A 17543-nucleotide genomic window follows, 5' to 3' on the forward strand; every position below is an offset into this window, starting at 1 on the left:
GACCTCGATGATCCGTTATGCGCTGAACTGTGCCGGCGGCCATGAGTTCGACGGGTGGTTCCGCTCGGCCGACGATTTCGACCGGCTGAACGCGGCAGGTCAGGTCGCCTGCATCATGTGCGGATCGACCGAGGTCGGAAAGGCGATGATGATGCCGGCCGTGCCCGCCGCCAGGAAGAAGCTGCAGGACAGCCCCGCCAGCATGAGCCCGCTGGAAAAGCTGCGCCGGCACGTCGAGGCGAACTCGGATTATGTCGGGCTGAGCTTTGCCGCCGAGGCGCGCGCCATGCACGAGGGCCGCGTGCCGGAACGGGCGATCCACGGCGAGGCGCGGCCCGACGAGGCGCGCCGCCTGCTGGAGGACGGCATCCCGGTGGCCCCGCTGCCGTTCCGGCCCACCAGCAAGACGAACTGACGCCGGCACGCCTCTGTCGCCCCGGCCAGTCCACGCCTCCGCAGCACCAGCCGGCGGCCGATGCATGCGGCTGGCCTTGCGCGGCTTGCAACGCCCCCTTAGAAGCCGCCGGGTTCCACGGACGCTGACGGGAGGCTGACATGCCGCTGCTTGTGATGAAATTCGGCGGCACCTCGGTTGCCGACCTGGATCGCATTGCGCAAGCCGCGCGCAAGGTGCAGCGCGAGGTGGAACGCGGCTATGACGTCATCGTCATCGTCAGCGCCATGTCGGGCAAGACCAACGAGCTGGTCGGCTGGGTCGAGGGCACGTCGCGGTTCTATGACGCGCGCGAATACGATGCGGTCGTCGCCTCGGGAGAGAACATCACCGCCGGGCTGATGGCGCTGCGCCTGCAGGAGCTGGGCGTTCCGGCGCGCAGCTGGCAGGGCTGGCAGGTGCCGATCAACACCACCGACCAGCACGGCGCGGCCCGCTTCGTGTCGATCCCGCGCGACCACATCGACGCCAAGTTCGGCGAAGGCATGCGGGTGGCCGTGGTGGCGGGGTTCCAGGGGATCGGTCCGGACGGGCGCATCACCACGCTGGGCCGCGGCGGGTCGGACACCACGGCCGTCGCCTTTGCCGCCGCATTCGACGCGGAACGCTGCGACATCTATACCGATGTGAACGGCGTCTACACGACCGATCCGCGAATCGCCCGCAAGGCGCGCAAGCTGGAGCGGATCGCGTTCGAGGAGATGCTGGAGCTGGCGTCGCTGGGCGCAAAGGTGCTGCAGACCCGCTCGGTCGAGCTGGCGATGCGGTACAATGTGCGCCTGCGGGTGCTGTCGTCCTTTGAGGACACCGACGAAACCAGCGGCACGCTGGTCTGTGACGAGGAAGATATCATGGAATCCAAGGTCGTCTCGGGCGTCGCCTACAGCCGCGACGAAGCCAAGGTCACGCTGGTCACGGTCGAGGACCGGCCGGGCATCTCCGCCGCGATCTTCGAGCCGCTGGCGGATGCGGGGGTCAATGTCGACATGATCGTCCAGAACATCTCGGAGCGGGACTACGAGAACCACCCCGGCGCGGTTACCGACATGACCTTTTCCTGCCCGGTGAACCAGGTCGACCGGGCCCGCAAGGCCGTTGAGGATGCCCGCGCCCGCGGCCTGATCGCCTATGACGAGCTGGTGGTCGATGACGACGTGGCCAAGGTCTCGGTGGTAGGCATCGGGATGCGCAGCCATACCGGGGTCGCGGCGCGCATGTTCAAGGCGCTTGCCGACGAGAACATCAACATCAAGGTCATCGCCACCAGCGAGATCAAGATTTCGGTGCTGATCGACCGCAGGTATATGGAACTGGCTGTCCAGGCGCTGCATGATGCCTTCGAGCTCGAGAAAGCCTGACCAAGCCGATCGTCCGGGCACGAACGGTCGCCGCGCAGCGGAGGACGGCGAGGTGAGCGCATCCCTGATCGAAAGCGAGTCCCGCAAGCTGCTGCAGCGGCTGCGTGAAACGCTGGCCGCGGCGGGGGGCGGGCAGGACCGGCTGGACAGCATCACCCATCACATCAACGATTCGATCAAGACCGACGTCTGTTCCATCTATCTGTTCCGCGACGCGAACACGCTCGAGCTGTGTGCCACCGAGGGGCTGCGCCCCGAGTCGGTCCACCAGACCCGGCTGCGCCTGGGCGAGGGACTGGTCGGCCGTGTTGCCGTCACGGGCCAGCCGATCAACACCGCCAACGCGCCGGCCGAGCCCGGCTTTCGCTTCATGCCCGAGACCGGCGAAGAAGTGTTCCCGTCGTTCCTTGGCGTGCCGATCCGGCGAGTGGGCGAGAAGCTGGGGGTTCTGGTGGTCCAGTCCCGTGATCCGCGCCTGTTCTCGGACGACGAGATCTACGGGCTGGAAGTCGTGGCGATGGTGCTGGCCGAGATGGCCGAACTGGGCGCGTTTCTGGGGGGCGGGTCGGATTCGCTGCCCAGCCGGCATCGGTTTCCGGTGATGTTCCGCGGCATCGGCGCGCAGGACGGTACCGCCGAAGGGCAGGTCTGGCTGCACGAACCGCGCGTGGTCGTCACGAACCCTGTCGGCGACGATCCGGACCGGGAGCGCGCCCGGCTGCACGAAGCCATGGCGATGCTGCGCGCGACACTGGACGAACTGCTGACCGACGAGCTGCTGGTCGGGGGCGAGCCGGCCGACGTGATGAAGACCTATCGCATGTTCGCCAACTCGCGCAGCTGGCTCAAGCGCATGGAAGAGGACATCGACCTTGGCCTGTCGGCCGAGGCGGCGGTCGAGAAGGAGCAGAGCCACGCGCGGGCGCGGCTGGAACGGGCCGCCGATCCGTATCTGCGTGACCGCCTGCATGATCTGGACGACCTGTCGAACCGACTGCTGCGAATCCTGACCGGCCAGGGGCGCGATACCGGGGCCGAGATGCCGGCGAACCCGATCCTGGTCGCCCGCACCATCGGCCCGGCCGAGCTGCTGGAATACGGCCGCAAGCTGCGCGGCGTGGTGCTGGAGGAGGGCAGCGTCGGCAGTCACGCCGCGATCGTCGCGCGGTCGCTGGCCATCCCGCTGGTGGTCCATGCGGGCCGGATCACGACCGAGGCGCTGAACGGCGATCCGATCCTGGTCGACGGCGAGGACGGCATCGTCCACCTGCGCCCCGAGGAAAGCGTGGCCGCGGCGGTGCGTGACAAGGTCGCGATGCACGCGGAGGCGCAGAAGCAGTATGACGGGCTGCAGTCCCTGCCGGCCGCGGCGACCTGCGGCACCCGGATCGAGCTGCACATGAATGCAGGCCTGATGGCCGACCTGCCCTCGCTGAACGGATCGGGCGCCGAGGGCGTGGGACTGTTCCGGACCGAGCTGCAGTTCCTGACCCGGACCCGGGTGCCCCGGCGCGGCGATCTTGCGCTGCTCTACCGACGGGTTCTGGACAACGCGCAGGGCAAGCCGGTGGTGTTCCGTACCCTGGATATCGGGTCCGACAAGGTCCTGCCCTACATGAAGGCGCAGGACGAGCCGAACCCCGCGATGGGGTGGCGGGCCATCCGAGTCGGGCTGGACAAGCGCGGCGTCCTGCGCATGCAGTTGCAGGCGCTGCTGCGGGCGACGGCAGGCCGGCCCTTGCACGTGATGTTTCCGTTCATCGCCGATCCCGGGGAATTCGCGCTGGCGCGCCAGGTGCTGAGCGATCAGGTGGAACGCGAACGCCAGTTCGGCCACGCCCTGCCCAGCGAGATCCGGGTGGGCGCCATGCTGGAAACACCCTCGCTCGCGTTCGCCCCGCCGGCGTTCTTTCGGAACTGCGACTTCGTGTCGATCGGCGGCAATGATCTGAAGCAGTTCTTCTTTGCCGCCGACCGCGAGAACGAGATGGTGCGGCGGCGCTATGACACGCTGTCGGTATCGTTCCTGCTGCTGCTGCGGCAGATCGTCGAACGGTGCCGCGATGCGGGGGTGCCGGTCAGTTTCTGCGGCGAGGACGCCGGACGGCCGGTCGAGGCCGTCACGCTGGCGGCGCTGGGGCTGCGTCGGCTGTCGATGCGGCCGGCCTCGATCGGGCCGGTCAAGCACCTGATCCGGCGGATCGACCTGTCCGCCCTGACGCAGGTTGTCCACGCGGGGCTGGACGACGGGGTCGACAGCCTGCGGCCGGTGGTCACCGACTGGCTGGCACGGAACGGCTGATTCCCGCCTCGGCGTCCAGTTTCTGGCCCAGATGTTCCGCGATCGCCAGGCTGGCGGTCAGCCCGGGGCTTTCGATGCCGAACAGGTTGACCAGACCCGGAACCCCGTGAACGGCGGGCCCATCGATGCGGAAGTCGGCCGCGGGCTGGCCCGGGCCGGAGAGCTTGGGGCGGATCCCGCAATAGGTCGGCTCCAGCGCGTCGGCCGGTACGCCGGGCCAGTACCGGGCGATCTGGTCGGCGAAGTGCCCCATCCGGGCGCCGTTCACCTGATAGTCGATCCGGTCGATCCATTCCACATCGGGGCCGAACCGCATGCTACCGCCCAGATCCAGGGTCAGGTGCACGCCCAGGCCACCGGGTTCGGGCACCGGGTAGACGAGATGGGAAAACGCCGGACGCCCCGGCACGGCGAAATAGCTGCCGCGCGCCAGCAGCGTGTCGGGGACGTGGCCCGGATCCAGCCCGTCGATCGCGCGCGCCACGTCGGACGCCCGCAGCCCGGCGGCGTTCACCAGGACCCGGCAGCCGAGGGTGAAGCGACCGTCGGCGCCATCGGTGTCGACCTCGAACCCGTCGCCTCGCGCGCGTGCCGCGACAAGGGCGGTGTTCAGCGCCAGCGCGGCCCCATGTGATTCTGCCTGGCCCTGCAGCGCCAGCATCAGCCCGTGGCTGTCGATGATGCCCGTCGAGGGCGACAGCAGCGCGGCGGTACAGGCCAGTTCCGGTTCCATCGCCTGCGCCTGGGCTGCAGTGATCCGCTGCAGGTCCACCCCGCAGGCGCGCGCATGGCCGGCGATGCTGTCCAGGGCTGGGTGCTGGTCCGCGGATGTGGCCACGATCAGCTTGCCGCAGCGCCGGTGGGCCACACCGTTGGCCGCGGCGAAATCATACAGCATCTCGCGTCCGCGCACGCATAGCCGCGCCTTGAGGCTGCCGGGCTGGTAGTAGATGCCGGCGTGGATCACCTCGGAATTGCGGGAACTGGTTTCGGTGCCGATAGCGCCCGCGCGTTCGAGGATCAGCACCTCCATCCCGCGGCGTGCCAGTTCGCGTGCGACTGCCAAGCCGACAACACCGGCACCGACGACGATCGCGTCCACATGATCCATGAGATCTTCCCCTTTCCACACCCCGGTCATCGGCGCGCCGACGATGAACGGCACGGTCCGAGACTGGAAGGTGGGAATGGCGGACCCGGAGCGGAAATGCGAGAAGTTCGCGTTCAAAACCTCCACCCGGATCTGGTGGCCTTCCTTGAAAAGATTCGAAGTCGGCTGAAGGGCGAACGTGTATTCGTAGACCTCGCCTGGCTCGACAGGGACACGAGCATCCAGCCCTTCGCGTGAGCTCGCGCGGATGATCCCGTTGGAGATGTTGTAAGCCTTCCCGTCCGGATGGACATCAACGAGCTTGGCGGTGAAATCCGTGTCTGGCGCAGTCGATGCGGCGAAGAGCACCATTTCGATCGGCCCGGTCACCTCGACATCGGCTTCAAGCGGCGGCGTCGAATAGACCAGCACATCCGCTCGATCCCCGACCTTCGCCTGGTCGTAGGGTTCGACGGGAGCGACATCAGGTGTGCAACACGAATGCCCGCCTCGGCTCGGGACCAGATTCGCGGGATCACACGTGAACTGGTTCACCCGCTGATCCGCCGGTGGCTCTTCGGTTGATAGCGAGCCGTTGCCGTACCGGGTGCCCGAGCCATAACAGCTCACTGTTGCTCGACGGGGCATTCCTCGCCCAACAGGACGCTCAACGCCGCTGTCTTCATTGCGACGTACTCCTGTCGCCATGCTGCCGCACGACGCTCTAGCTGCGCGGACATCCAAGCCTCTAGCCAGCCATCAGCGCCGTGTTGCCGCCCGCTGCGGTCGTGTCGACGCAGAGATGACGCTCATGCGCGACATGGCCGACATCCGGCATCGCCGTAACGAGTTGCAGGATCTCGCCGTCGCGCGCTGCCAGCGCCCGCGCATAGGCCCGGGCGCGACCCTCGTCACCCCACCACAGCACGTTAGAGAAGCCGGAAATTCGGGTCAGCCCCTCGGGTACCAGCTTGCCCTCGACCCCGACAGCCATGCCGCCAAGCGCCTCGACGGCTGCGATCTGTGCCTGCATCGCGGCGGCGCCTGGCCCCAGACATAGCAGCGGCGGGCGGGTGTAGCTGGTCAGGCGGTTCAGTTCGCCCGTCGGACCCGGCATCAGCCTTTCGGCGATCCGCCGCTCGGACGCTGCGGCCAGAGCCTGGCGCAGCGCCCCTAGGTCAACATCCGACGACCATTCCTCGCCGGATTGCGTCGGGTCGTCGGGCGCATGAAAACGGGGGAGGTAGTCAGGTCCCCCGGCCTTCGGTCCGGTGCCGGACAACCCCTCTCCGCCGAACGGCTGGCTGCCCACGACCGCGCCGATCTGATTCCTGTTGACGTAGATGTTGCCGACATGGATCGCGTCGCTGACCTCTTGCACGCGGCTGTCGATGCGGGTGTGCATTCCGAAGGTCAGGCCGAAGCCGCGGGCGTTGATGTCGGCGATTACCCTCTCAAGATCGCCGCCCTTGAAGGTCGCGACGTGAAGGACGGGGCCAAAGACCTCGCGCTCCAGTTCACCGATGCCGTCCACCTTCAGCAGGGTGGGCGGATTGAAGTGACCTTGCCCGGGCGCCTCAAGCCGGTGCATCACCCGCTTCTCGTTCCGGCTGATATAGGCCGCGATGTCGGACTGAGCCTCAGCGTCGATGACCGGGCCGACATCGGTGGACAGGTGCCACGGATCACCGACGTGGAGCTGATCCATCGCCCCCTTGAGCATCGGGATCAGGTGCGCGGCAACATCCTCCTGAACATAGAGGCAGCGCAGCGCCGAACAGCGTTGTCCGGCCGACCGAAAGGCCGAGGCAATGGCGTCGCGCACCGCCTGCTCCGGCAACGCCGTGGAGTCGACAACCATCGCATTCAGCCCACCCGTTTCGGCGGTCAGCGGCGTACCGGGCGTCATGTGTTCCGCCATCGCCCGGGCGATCAGTCGCGCCGTTTCTGTGGAGCCGGTGAACACTACCCCCTTGATGCGCGGATCCGAAGTCAGCGCCGCGCCGACGCTCGCCCCGTCGCCCGGCAGCAACTGGAGCGCGGCGCGTGGAACGCCCGCCCGGTGCAGCAGCCGGACGGCCAGATGCGCAATCAACGGAGTCTGCTCGGCGGGTTTGGCAAGCACCGCATTGCCCGCCATCAATGCGCCCGCGACCTGGCCGGTAAAGATCGCCAGCGGGAAATTCCACGGGCTGATCGCCGTGATGATTCCGCGCGGGGCGCGATCCCGGCGCTCGCCCTCAGCGGCGTAGTAGCGCAGGAAATCGACCGCCTCGCGCAACTCGCCGACAGCATCCGCCAGTGTCTTGCCGGCCTCGCGGCCGACGATCGCGAAGATGTCGCCAAAATGGCTTTCAAACAGATCCGCCGCCCGGCGCAGCGTGGCGGCGCGCTCCGCCGGGGTGACGCGCCAGACCTGCGCGTCCTCGATCGCGCGGGCGACGCAGTGTGCATCCGCCTCGGCGACCTGTCCAACGGTGTCGCAGGTGGCGGGGTTCAGGACCGGACACGTTGTTCCGGATGCTTCACGCACCGTCAGCGGACCGGCATCCGCAATGGAAACGTCACGGGCTGCCTCGATCCGCGCCAGCGTGGTTTCGTCGGTGAGGTCGAAGCCTCTTGAGTTCAGGCGGCCGCGGCCGAAGATATCGGCTGGCGGCACCAGTGACGCAGGGGCCCGGGCGCTGACCACCGCATCAAACGGATCACGAGCGATCTCCTCGGGGCTGACGTCGTCGTTGACGATCTGATGGACAAAGGACGAGTTCGCCCCGTTCTCCAGCAGGCGCCGCACGAGATAGGCTAGAAGGTCCCGATGCGCGCCCACCGGCGCATAGATCCGGCAGCGCGTCTTCGCCTCTCGCAGAGCGATGTCGTGCAGCCGTTCGCCCATTCCGTGCAGGCGCTGGAACTCGTAATCGATGTCACCGGCCATCTCGAGGATCGCCGCCACCGTGTGGGCATTGTGCGTGGCGAACTGCGGATAGATCCGGTCGGCATAGCCGATCAGCGTCTTCGCAAGCGTGATGTAGCTGACATCGGTGGCCGTCTTCGACGTGAACAGCGGAAAGTCCGGCAAGCCCTCGACCTGGGCCCGCTTGATCTCGGTGTCCCAGTAGGCGCCCTTGACCAGCCGCACCATGATGCGGCGGTCCAGCCGCGCGGCCAGAGCGTGCAGCCAGTCGATCACCAGCCCGGCGCGCTTGCCATACGCTTGCACAACGACACCGAATCCGTCCCAGCCTGCCAGCGACGGGTCGGACAAAACTGCCTCGACCACCTTCAGCGAAATCACCAGTCGATCTTGTTCCTCGGCATCGATGTTCATGCCCATGCCGCCCGCCTTGGCTCTCCGTGCAAGGTCCAGCACCACGGGCACCAACTCGGACAGCACACGGCGTTCCTGAGCCACCTCGAAACGGGGATGCAGGGCCGATAGCTTGATGGAGATGCCCGGACTCGCCTGGACAGAAGTCTGGTCGTGGCATTTGGAGATCGCCTCGATCGCGCCGACGTAGTCGCGAGCATGGCGATGGGCGTCCTCCTCCGTCATCGCCGCCTCGCCCAGCATGTCATAGCTGTAGGTATAGCCCTGTGCCTCGCTTGACATGGCCCTTTGCAGCGCATCCTCGATGGTCTGGCCCAGAACGAACTGCCGGCCCATTTCGCGCATCGCGCCACCGACGGCGGTGCGGATCACCGGCTCGCCCAGGCGCCGGATCGCGCTCCGCAGCGTACCGGTGATACCGGGTTGATCGTCATGCAGCACCTTGCCGGTCAACATCAGCGCCCAGGTGGAGGCGTTCACCAGCGATGATGAGGCTTCCCCGAGATGCCTGCCCCAGTTCGACGGGGCGATCTTGTCCTCGATCAGCGCATCGATGGTGATCCGGTCGGGCACGCGCAGCATCGCCTCGGCCAGACACATCAACGCCACACCCTCCCGCGTGGACAGCCCGTATTCGGACAGGAAGTTCTCCATCAGCGTCGGCTTCGCCTCCCTGCGGATGCGGCGGACGAGATCGGCAGCGCGCCGGGATATCTGTTCGCGGGCCTGTGCGGAGATAGCCGACTGTGCCACCAGCTCGTCCAGCAGCGCGGCTTCGGAGCGGAACTTGGCATCCAGAGTGAAGGCGGGCCAATCGGTGGCAAGCATCGGGAACCTCCAGCCCATTTCTGAGACACGGCAGCAATCGGAGTCGATCAGGCCGACGTCGGCAGGATAGCAGACTGCACAGGTGCAAGTACGGGATGATCGCGCCGTTCCCCGGGAGGAACGGAAGTACATCGGAGCAAGTTGACTTGTGGCGCGGCCTTGCAGTTCGCGACCACTTGGGCCGGTGCTTCGTATGGGGTTCGCCGGTGTTCGCCCGCAGGAGCTCTCACCCGTCCTTGTCGAAAGATCCGGTGCGCAACGGGCCGGCCGGTCTGTAGGTGCTGATGACCACCCCGGAGGACGCGGCCTGCGACCTGACCAGCGCCAGTTCGCGGGGCGGCGATGCATCCGAAAAGAAGCGTTTGCCGGTGCCGAGCAGGACCGGAAACACCAGCAGCATAATCTCGTCCGCCAGATCATGGCCGAGCAGTACCGGGGTCAGTGTCGAGCTGCCCCAGACGATCAGATCCGGCCCGCTCTGGTCCTTGATGCGGCGAATGCCTGCGACGACCTCCGCACCCAGGTCCTCGACCGGCCCCCATGCGAGACTCTCCGGCCGGTGGGTCGCGACGAACTTGGTGGCCGCGTTCAGACTGTCCGCCATGCGGCTCTTCCCGGCATTCGGCCAGTATCCGGCAAAGATGTCGTAGGTGCGCCGGCCCAGCAGCAGGTCGAAGCGCTCGCCATGCGCGGCGTCGATGGCCTCGCCCACGGCGGGATCGGCATGCGGCACCGCCCATCCTCCGTAAGGGTAGTCGCCGTCCTCGTTTGGTCCGCCCGGTGCCTGGATAACGCCGTCGAGCGAAATGTGCTCGATGATCCTGATCTTACGCATGTCCAACCTCCTTCACCTTCGGCAGCGCTTCTGTGCTGCAGCCACTTTCCGGAGCGAATCGTGCCGCGCACGCAAACCCCGCTGATGCGCTCCACCTTTCTCCAACCGGGCGACGGGTACCGCAGATCGTAGCGCCAGACTGTCGCTGCACCAAGCGACGGTGGTCCCGCGGTGTTGGTGGCAGTGTGCGGCCGACCTCGCCGGACATCATTCCTGTAGCGTGCAACATCCGGGGCTCGAAGCCCCGCCCAGCTTCCCCCCGAGATCCCGCTGCTGGCCGCTACTGTGCTGCGGCCGCACTGCCGCCATGGGCGCGCTCCAACAGGCGCTCCACTTCGGGGCCGATCGCCTCCACCATCTTTCTCACGCCGGTGGCATTCGGGTGGATACGGTCCTCTTGCATCAGGTCGGCCACGGAAGCGCCCCGGGCGGCCTTGTCGCCTATCGGGCCGAGGAAGTTCGGGTAGTGGAGCGCACCCCACTGTCGAGCCACATCGCCATACATCGCGTCGAAATCCCGCTTGAAATCGGGACCGTAATTGCCCGGCGCAGGCAGCCCGGCGAGCAGCACCGGAACGCCGGCCGCATCGGCGGCCGCCAGGATTGTCTCCAGATTGGCACGGCTGACGGCGGGGTCGATCCCCCGCAGCAAGTCGTTGCCGCCCAATGCGACGATCATTGCATCCGGGGGCTCGGACAGCGTCCAGCCAATGCGCGCCGCCCCACCCGCCGTGGTATCGCCCGAGACGCCCGCGTTGATGACCGTCACGTCATGGCCACGGTCACGCAGCCACCTCTGAAGCACTGGCACGAAACCGTCCTCTGCGGGCAGACCGTACCCCTGTGTCAGACTGTCGCCCATGGAAGTGAGAACGAGTGGCTCGGCCCACATCGGCGCAACCGTCAGTAGCAGCGCCAAGACCGGGGCCAGCGTCGCGGTCAACGACCGGCGGTTGTAGAAACCAGCGTGCCTCCCATATCGTGATGTAACGGCCACGCGAGCCGCGTGACAAAGGGTCGTGCCCATGGACGATAGCGCGATCCGGCTGCGGGATGCCCGCCTGACCCTGCAAGGCAGCGCCGGCCCGATCGAGATCCTGCGCGGCATTAGCCTCGAGATCGGGCGAGGTGAGACGGTGGGGCTGGTCGGGCCGTCGGGGTCGGGCAAATCGTCGCTCCTCATGTTGATGGGCGGGCTGGAACGCGCCAGTGGCGGACAGGTCGATGCGCTGGGCCACGACCTGACAGCGCTGGGCGAGGACGCTCTGGCGCGCTTTCGCCTGGGCAATATGGGTGTGGTGTTCCAGTCCTTCCACCTCATCCCCACGATGACCGCACTGGAGAACGTCGCTACTCCGTTGGAACTGGCGGGGCGGGCCGATGCTTTCGACCGCGCGGCCGACACACTGCGGCAGGTCGGACTGGCAGCGCGGCTCGACCATTATCCCAGCCAGATGTCGGGCGGCGAGCAACAGCGGGTTGCATTGGCCCGTGCCGCCGCGCCCCGCCCCGCCATCCTGCTGGCGGACGAGCCGACCGGCAATCTCGACGTCGCCAATGGGCACACGATCATGGACCTGCTGTTCGAACTCCGCGATGCGCATGGCGCAACGCTGGTCCTCGTCACCCATGAGACTGACCTGGCAGCGCGCTGCGACCGCGTTGTGCGCATGGCCGACGGCCGGATTGAAGCCGATGTGCTGCCGAGCGCCGCAGAATGAGCCTGCGGATCGCCGCACGCATTGCGTCGCGCGAGTTGCGCGGCGGCCTCCGCGCCTTCTGGATCCTGCTGATCTGCCTCGCGCTGGGTGTAGCGGCAATCGCGGCGGTTGGATCGGTTCGCGCGGCGATCGAGGCGGGACTGCAGCGCGAGGGCTCGGCGATCCTGGGCGGGGATGCCGAGGTCAGCCTCACCTATCGATTTGCTGATCCGGCGGAACGGCGCTGGCTCGAGACTCACAGCATCGCCCTGTCCGAGATCGTGGATTTCCGCTCGATGGCCGTGGCAGGCGACGGGGAGCGCGCCCTGACACGTGTCAAGGCCGTCGACGCGGCTTGGCCTTTGGTCGGCGCGCCGCAGTTCGATCCGCCGATGACCGCGGCCCAGGCGCTAGGCCAGGCTCGGTCCGGCCTGCCCGGCGCGGCGATGGAGCAGGTGCTGGCCGACCGGCTTGGTTTGAAAGTCGGTGACCGGTTCCGGCTCGGCGTGCAGACGTTCGAACTTACCGCGATCCTGCTGTCCGAGCCTGACGCTGGCGCCGGGGGCTTCGGCTTGGGGCCGCGTACGCTGGTGCTGCGCACCGCGCTGGCAGAGAGCGAGCTGCTCGGCGCGGGAACTTTGTTTGACAGCCGGTACCGCATGCGCCTGCCACCCTCAGCCGACCTCGACGCCTTGCGGGCAAAGCTGCGCGCGGCGTTTCCCGACAACGGTGCGAGCTGGCGTGACCGGCGCCAAGGGGCTCCCGGGATCGAAATCTTCGTCGATCGGATCGGCGCCTTTCTCGTGCTGGTCGGGTTGTCCAGCCTGATGGTCGGCGGGGTCGGCGTGTCGGCGGCCGTGCGCAGCTATCTGGACCACAAGACGCCTGTAATCGCCGTGCTGAAGACGCTGGGGGCCTCGGGCCGGACGATCTTCCTCATCTATATGCTGCAGATCGGGGCGGTCACCCTGCTGGGCGTGCTGGCGGGGCTGGGGCTTGGAGGCGGGCTGCCGGTCTTGCTGGCGCCGCTGATCGAGGCGCGGCTGTCAGTGCCGGCCGTGTTCCGCCCCTATCCGGGGCCGCTGGCCGAGGCGGCGCTGTACGGCCTGCTGACTGCCTTTGTCTTCACGTTGTGGCCGTTGGCGCGGACTGAGGGGGTGCGGCCTGCTGCGCTCTTCCGCGATAGCGGCGGCGACCGGCGGGGGCGGCCGCGCTGGATCTACCTGCTCGCGACCCTGGCGGGACTGGGGCTGCTGGTCGGTGCCGCGGCCTGGTTCTCGGAGGCGCCGATGCTGGCGCTCGGCCTGGCAGTGGGCACGCTTGGTGCGTTCGCTGTGCTCAGCCTGGCAGCGCTGCTGCTGGCACGCGTGGCGAAGGCAGCGGCGCGTGCACATTGGGTGCGCGGGCGCCCGGCGCTGCGGTGGGCACTGGCCGTCATTGGCGGGCCGCGGAACGAAGCGGTGTCGGTGATCCTGCCGCTGGGGCTGGGCCTTGCGGTCTTGGCCGCGGTCGGGCAGATCGACGCCAATCTGCAGTCGGCCATCCGCAACGAGTTGCCAGACCGTGCCCCGACCTATTTCTTCGTCGACATCCAGACGGACCAGTTGGACGGCTTCCGGGCGCGGCTTGACGCGGAGCCGCGGGTAACCGCGGTCGAGACCGCGCCGATGCTGCGCGGTATCGTCACGGCCATCAACGGCCGGCCGGCCGGAGAGGTCGCGCCCGGCCACTGGCTGCTGCGCGGCGACCGCGGTGTGACTTACGCTGCCACCCCGCCTCCCGGCACCAGACTAACCGTAGGGGACTGGTGGAGCGAGGACTACGCTGGGCCGCCACTGGTCAGCTTCTCGGACGAGATTGCGCGCGAGATCGGCCTGACGTTGGGCGACAGCGTGACGGTCAACATTCTGGGCCGCGACATCACCGCCGAGATCGCAAGCTTGCGCGAGGTGGATTTCAGCGACGCCGGGATTGGCTTTGTGATGGTGATGAACCCGGCCGCGCTGACGGGCGCCCCGCACACGCATATTGCGACCGTCTACGCGGCGCCTGAGGCCGAGGCCGCGATCCTGCGTGATCTCGGGCAGCGTTATCCCAACATCACCGCGGTGCCGGTGCGGGAGGCCATTGATCGGGCGGCCGAACTGCTCGCTGGGATCGCCGCGGCGACGCGGTGGGCGGCGGGTGCAACTCTGGTGACGGGCTTCGTCGTCTTGATTGGTGCGGCAGCGGCGGGCGAGCGCGGGCGGATCTTCGAGGCCGCGGTGCTGAAGACCCTGGGGGCCGTCCGGCTGCGCATCCTCGCCAGCTTCGCCTTGCGGTCGGCGCTGATGGGCGCGGCGGCAGGGCTGATTGCGCTGGTCTCGGGAGGGCTCGCAGGCTGGGCCGTCATGCGCTTCGTGATGGAAACCGAGTTCCATTTTGCCCCGGTCTCAGCCCTCGCCATAATTCTGGGCGGTGCGACGGCGAGCCTGCTGGCAGGGCTCGCGTTCTCCTGGCGCGCGCTCGCGGCGCGGCCCGCGACGGTGCTTCGGGGGCGCGAATAAGGGGCGGAGGTATTGTCAGAGGAACCGGTCTGGTGGAGCAACAAATGGCGTCGCAGGGTGGCTTCCGTCCAGCGAGCACGGGTATCTGCACCTGAACCAACCATGCGTCACGGAACGGGGCGGGCCGGAACTGTGCCTTAAAAGGGATAAGGGTCACTGGCGTCGAACACGGCATCGAAACGATGCACCGGCATGACGCTGGTGAAGTAGTGATCTTCCGCCTCATGCCAGCTTCGTTCCCAAGCGCCGATTCCCGGTTCGCGGCCGCACAGCCGCTTTTGCCTTTCGGCATCGCTGACCACCACGAAGATGCGGAGATCGACCAGACCCGCCAATTCAGGTCGTGCAGCATAAACTCCCTCGATGATCACCAGTGGCCGCGGTGCGATCACCTTCGGGACATCGCACAGTCGTCCGTCGAAGCTGTCCCAGTCGAAGGCACGCCAAGCAATCTCCTGGCCTGCGCGAATGGCCCCGAGCACCATCCGCTGGCGGGTCCAGTCGATGCATGCAGCAGCGCGTGAGGCCGCAGGATCCTGCCGCACCTGGGTCCCGCCCGCGTAGAAATCATCGCCCTCGATCAAGGCCGCGTCGAGGTGCTCGCACAGCGCCCGCGCGAGTGTGGACTTGCCCACGCCGCTTCGACCGTCGAGTGCCACGACGAATGGCGGACTGCGGTCTCCTGCCCTGTCGGCAATGAGATTGGCCAACTCTTGCAGGCCGGAGAGTGTGAGTTGCATCCGCCTCGTCCTATTCAGCGCTTCAGGTTGGGCGGGTCGAATGGCAGGCCGATGTGTCACAGAGGAACCTCCAATGCCGTCCGGCTCTGATGCCCTTGCGCGCAAGGGGCTGCGAGGCGAGATATAGGGCTCCGGTCGGTCCTGAGCTTCGTTGCTTGAATCAGCCCATGCGCTTTACCGCCCGGGTAAACAGAAGGGAGCTTGAACGTTACTGCCATTGTCCCCTCATACGGATCCGCGTCGGCAGCCGGTGAAGCCAGTACTTCGTCGGCCAGCGAGTATTTCGACGGTTGTCGCGCCAGGATCGATGGGTTCGTGGACCTGCACTTCACCTGGCGGGGAACGTTGCGACTGCACGGTGCAGCATTCGGCTGGGACTTGCTGCGAGCGCCCCTGAATGTGGCGTTGGCGCCTGTGCTGGTGCTGACGCGGATCGCCGCTCTTGCGTTCCGCCGTCTTGGCCTCCGCCACTCTGGCGACTGGCTGGCGAGGCGCCGGATCCTGCTGCGTACTTCCGTCGCCGAGAGGATCGAGGCGCTGGTTGCCTCGCAGCTTCTCGCGCTCCCGCGCGTGGCTGGGGACAGTGATCGATCATCGGGCCGCCTGCCGACTGTGTCACATGGACCCGGGACATCCCTTCGAGGAGCGCGCGCGCCTGAGCCGAACGTCTCCGACCAGAAAATCGAGGCAGCGATCGGCGAATATGCCGGCGCTCGCTCCGCCGTGGCCGAAATGACCACAGCGATGTTTTCGCTGCTGTTCGGGGTTCTTGCATTCCAGGCTCTTACCCCTGGGATGATCTCGATGGCGCCGAGCGTTGCCGACGCATTGGCCCATGCTACGGCCATATCGGACTTTCCGCTCGGCAGGACGATGGGCGGACTTTGGTATGGCGTGTTTCCGCCCCACGCCTCCGCCGCTCTGGTAGGGGTTACCATCGTCGGCCTTATCATGATCGGGTCTGTCGCGACGTCTTTCGCCGGCGTTCTTGCGGATCCGGTGCAACGCCGCCTTGGCATCCATCGCCGTCGGCTTCTCCGGTTGATCGATGCGCTCGAAGCGGAAGTGTCAGGCAGCACAATCAAGCCCTTTGTTGCGCGAGAGCACTATTATGCCCGCCTTGTGGATGTCTGGGACGCCGCTGCCACCGCCTTCCGCGGCCTTCGGAACTGACCGAAGCGTTCCGGTGGATTCAGGACCGCGACTGCCGCAGTCCCAGCGCCACGCGATCGGGGAGCGGGATCAGCCGTCTGGCGAGGATAGCCGCGCGCAGGGTGCCTCATGCTTCCTCCTCGCTTGCGCAAACCAGTGTTGATCAGTCTGAACTGGCGTAAAGAAGGAGAGAACCGCTCGCGATTGACTCGAACCTGAGGATAAGCTGCATCGGCATACAGAGTAGAAGCGAGGCCAGGATGCCGTGGACGTACGAAGGGCAACGGCTGACCGCCCGGGTTTTCGCGGTCGCGCTGGTGGCGCTGTCTGCACTGGCGCAGGCAGCGGAAGCGCGAACGGAGGACGGCCGGCTGAAAGTGGCCACGACCTTCACCGTGCTCGCCGACATGGCGCGGAATGTCGCCGGGGATGCGGCCGAGGTCGTGTCGATCACCAAGCCCGGCGCCGAGATCCATGGCTATCAGCCGACCCCGCAGGATCTGGTACGCGCCCATGACGCCGATCTTGTGCTCTGGAACGGTCTCAATCTCGAGTTGTGGTTCGAGCAGTTTCTGCGGCGGCTCGGCGACATGCCCGCCGCGGTGCTGACCGACGGCATCAAGACCATCCCGATCACCGAAGGGGATTACGAAGGCAAGCCCAACCCGCATGCCTGGATGGGGCTCGAGAACGCCCTGGTGTATATCGCCAATATCGAGAAGGCGCTGTCGGGGGCCGATCCCGGGAATGCCGCGCTCTATGCAGCGAATGCGGCTGACTACAGCGAGCGACTGATCGCCGAACTTCAGCCGCTGCGCGCCCGTATCGCCGAGATCCCCGAAGACCGGCGCTGGCTGGTCACCTGCGAAGGAGCCTTTCCGTATCTCGCGCGCGACCTCGGCCTGAAGGAGCTCTATCTGTGGGCGATGAACGCCGACCAGATGGGCACGCCCCAGCAGGTGCGAAAGGTCATCGACGGGGTTCGCGAACACGCGATACCTGCCGTCTTCTGCGAAAGCACGGTCAGTAGTGCCCCTGCCGAGCAGGTGGCCCGCGAGACAGGGGCGCGATTCGGCGGGGTGCTGTATGTCGACAGCCTCTCCGAGCCGGACGGCCCGGTGCCGACCTACCTGGACCTGCTGCGCGTCACTGCCACCACGGTGGCGGACGGGCTGGCTTCGGATCCGCCCAAGTGAAGTTGGCGCAAGAC

The 17543-nt window shown here is 67.1% G+C and carries 12 protein-coding genes; 7 read left to right on the forward strand and 5 right to left on the reverse strand.

Features of this window, described 5'->3' with window-relative positions:
• Nucleotides 1-7 precede the first annotated feature (7 nt).
• The 3 genes from Q0938_RS13135 to ptsP all read left to right on the forward strand — a co-directional run bounded on the left by Q0938_RS13135 (nt 8) and on the right by ptsP (nt 4114).
• Nucleotides 8-415, forward strand: a complete 408-nt coding sequence (locus tag Q0938_RS13135; protein ID WP_299363073.1) for a DUF1178 family protein — start codon at nt 8-10, stop codon at nt 413-415.
• 140 nt (nt 416-555) lie between these two features.
• The gene (locus tag Q0938_RS13140; protein WP_299363075.1) at nt 556-1812 is read left to right on the forward strand and encodes an aspartate kinase; all 1257 of its coding nucleotides are present in this window, start codon (nt 556-558) and stop codon (nt 1810-1812) included.
• Between the two features lie 52 nt (nt 1813-1864).
• The gene (gene ptsP / locus Q0938_RS13145) at nt 1865-4114 is read left to right on the forward strand and encodes a phosphoenolpyruvate--protein phosphotransferase (protein ID WP_299363077.1); all 2250 of its coding nucleotides are present in this window, start codon (nt 1865-1867) and stop codon (nt 4112-4114) included.
• Here the strand turns inward: ptsP and Q0938_RS13150 are convergent.
• The 4 genes from Q0938_RS13150 to Q0938_RS13165 form a co-directional block, all read right to left on the reverse strand.
• Entirely contained in the window at nt 4086-5912 is a 1827-nt protein-coding gene (locus tag Q0938_RS13150) for an FAD-dependent oxidoreductase (RefSeq protein WP_366942756.1), read from the reverse strand. The genes ptsP and Q0938_RS13150 overlap by 29 nt on opposite strands.
• A gap of 40 nt (nt 5913-5952) precedes the next feature.
• Nucleotides 5953-9360: a bifunctional proline dehydrogenase/L-glutamate gamma-semialdehyde dehydrogenase PutA gene (gene putA / locus Q0938_RS13155; protein ID WP_299363081.1), complete on the reverse strand. Its 3408-nt coding sequence runs from the start codon at nt 9358-9360 to the stop codon at nt 5953-5955.
• Nucleotides 9361-9586: 226 nt separating this feature from the next.
• On the reverse strand, nt 9587-10195 hold the full coding sequence (locus Q0938_RS13160; RefSeq protein ID WP_299363083.1) for a dihydrofolate reductase family protein: 609 nt from the start codon (nt 10193-10195) through the stop codon (nt 9587-9589).
• A gap of 280 nt (nt 10196-10475) precedes the next feature.
• Nucleotides 10476-11138 carry an arylesterase gene (locus tag Q0938_RS13165; RefSeq protein WP_366942757.1) on the reverse strand — a complete coding sequence of 221 codons (663 nt, stop codon included), beginning with the start codon at nt 11136-11138 and terminating at the stop codon, nt 10476-10478.
• 82 nt (nt 11139-11220) lie between these two features.
• Between Q0938_RS13165 and Q0938_RS13170 the strand changes: the two genes are divergently transcribed.
• Entirely contained in the window at nt 11221-11916 is a 696-nt protein-coding gene (locus Q0938_RS13170; RefSeq protein WP_299363085.1) for an ATP-binding cassette domain-containing protein, read from the forward strand.
• Nucleotides 11913-14441, forward strand: a complete 2529-nt coding sequence (locus tag Q0938_RS13175) for an FtsX-like permease family protein (protein WP_299363086.1) — start codon at nt 11913-11915, stop codon at nt 14439-14441. The genes Q0938_RS13170 and Q0938_RS13175 overlap by 4 nt, the downstream gene beginning before the upstream one ends.
• Before the next feature lie 137 nt (nt 14442-14578).
• Here the strand turns inward: Q0938_RS13175 and Q0938_RS13180 are convergent, their stop codons facing one another.
• On the reverse strand, nt 14579-15241 hold the full coding sequence (locus Q0938_RS13180) for an AAA family ATPase (protein WP_299363087.1): 663 nt from the start codon (nt 15239-15241) through the stop codon (nt 14579-14581).
• 141 nt (nt 15242-15382) lie between these two features.
• On the opposite strand from Q0938_RS13180, the gene Q0938_RS13185 reads away from it, so the two are divergent.
• Together Q0938_RS13185 and Q0938_RS13190 are read left to right on the forward strand one after the other, a co-directional pair.
• Nucleotides 15383-16354, forward strand: a complete 972-nt coding sequence (locus Q0938_RS13185) for a DUF6635 family protein (RefSeq protein ID WP_299363090.1) — start codon at nt 15383-15385, stop codon at nt 16352-16354.
• Nucleotides 16355-16593: 239 nt separating this feature from the next.
• Nucleotides 16594-17529 carry a metal ABC transporter substrate-binding protein gene (locus tag Q0938_RS13190; RefSeq protein WP_299363092.1) on the forward strand — a complete coding sequence of 312 codons (936 nt, stop codon included), beginning with the start codon at nt 16594-16596 and terminating at the stop codon, nt 17527-17529.
• Nucleotides 17530-17543 lie beyond the last annotated feature (14 nt).

The sequence above is a fragment of the uncultured Paracoccus sp. genome (assembly GCF_947496875.1).
Taxonomy (GTDB): domain Bacteria; phylum Pseudomonadota; class Alphaproteobacteria; order Rhodobacterales; family Rhodobacteraceae; genus Paracoccus.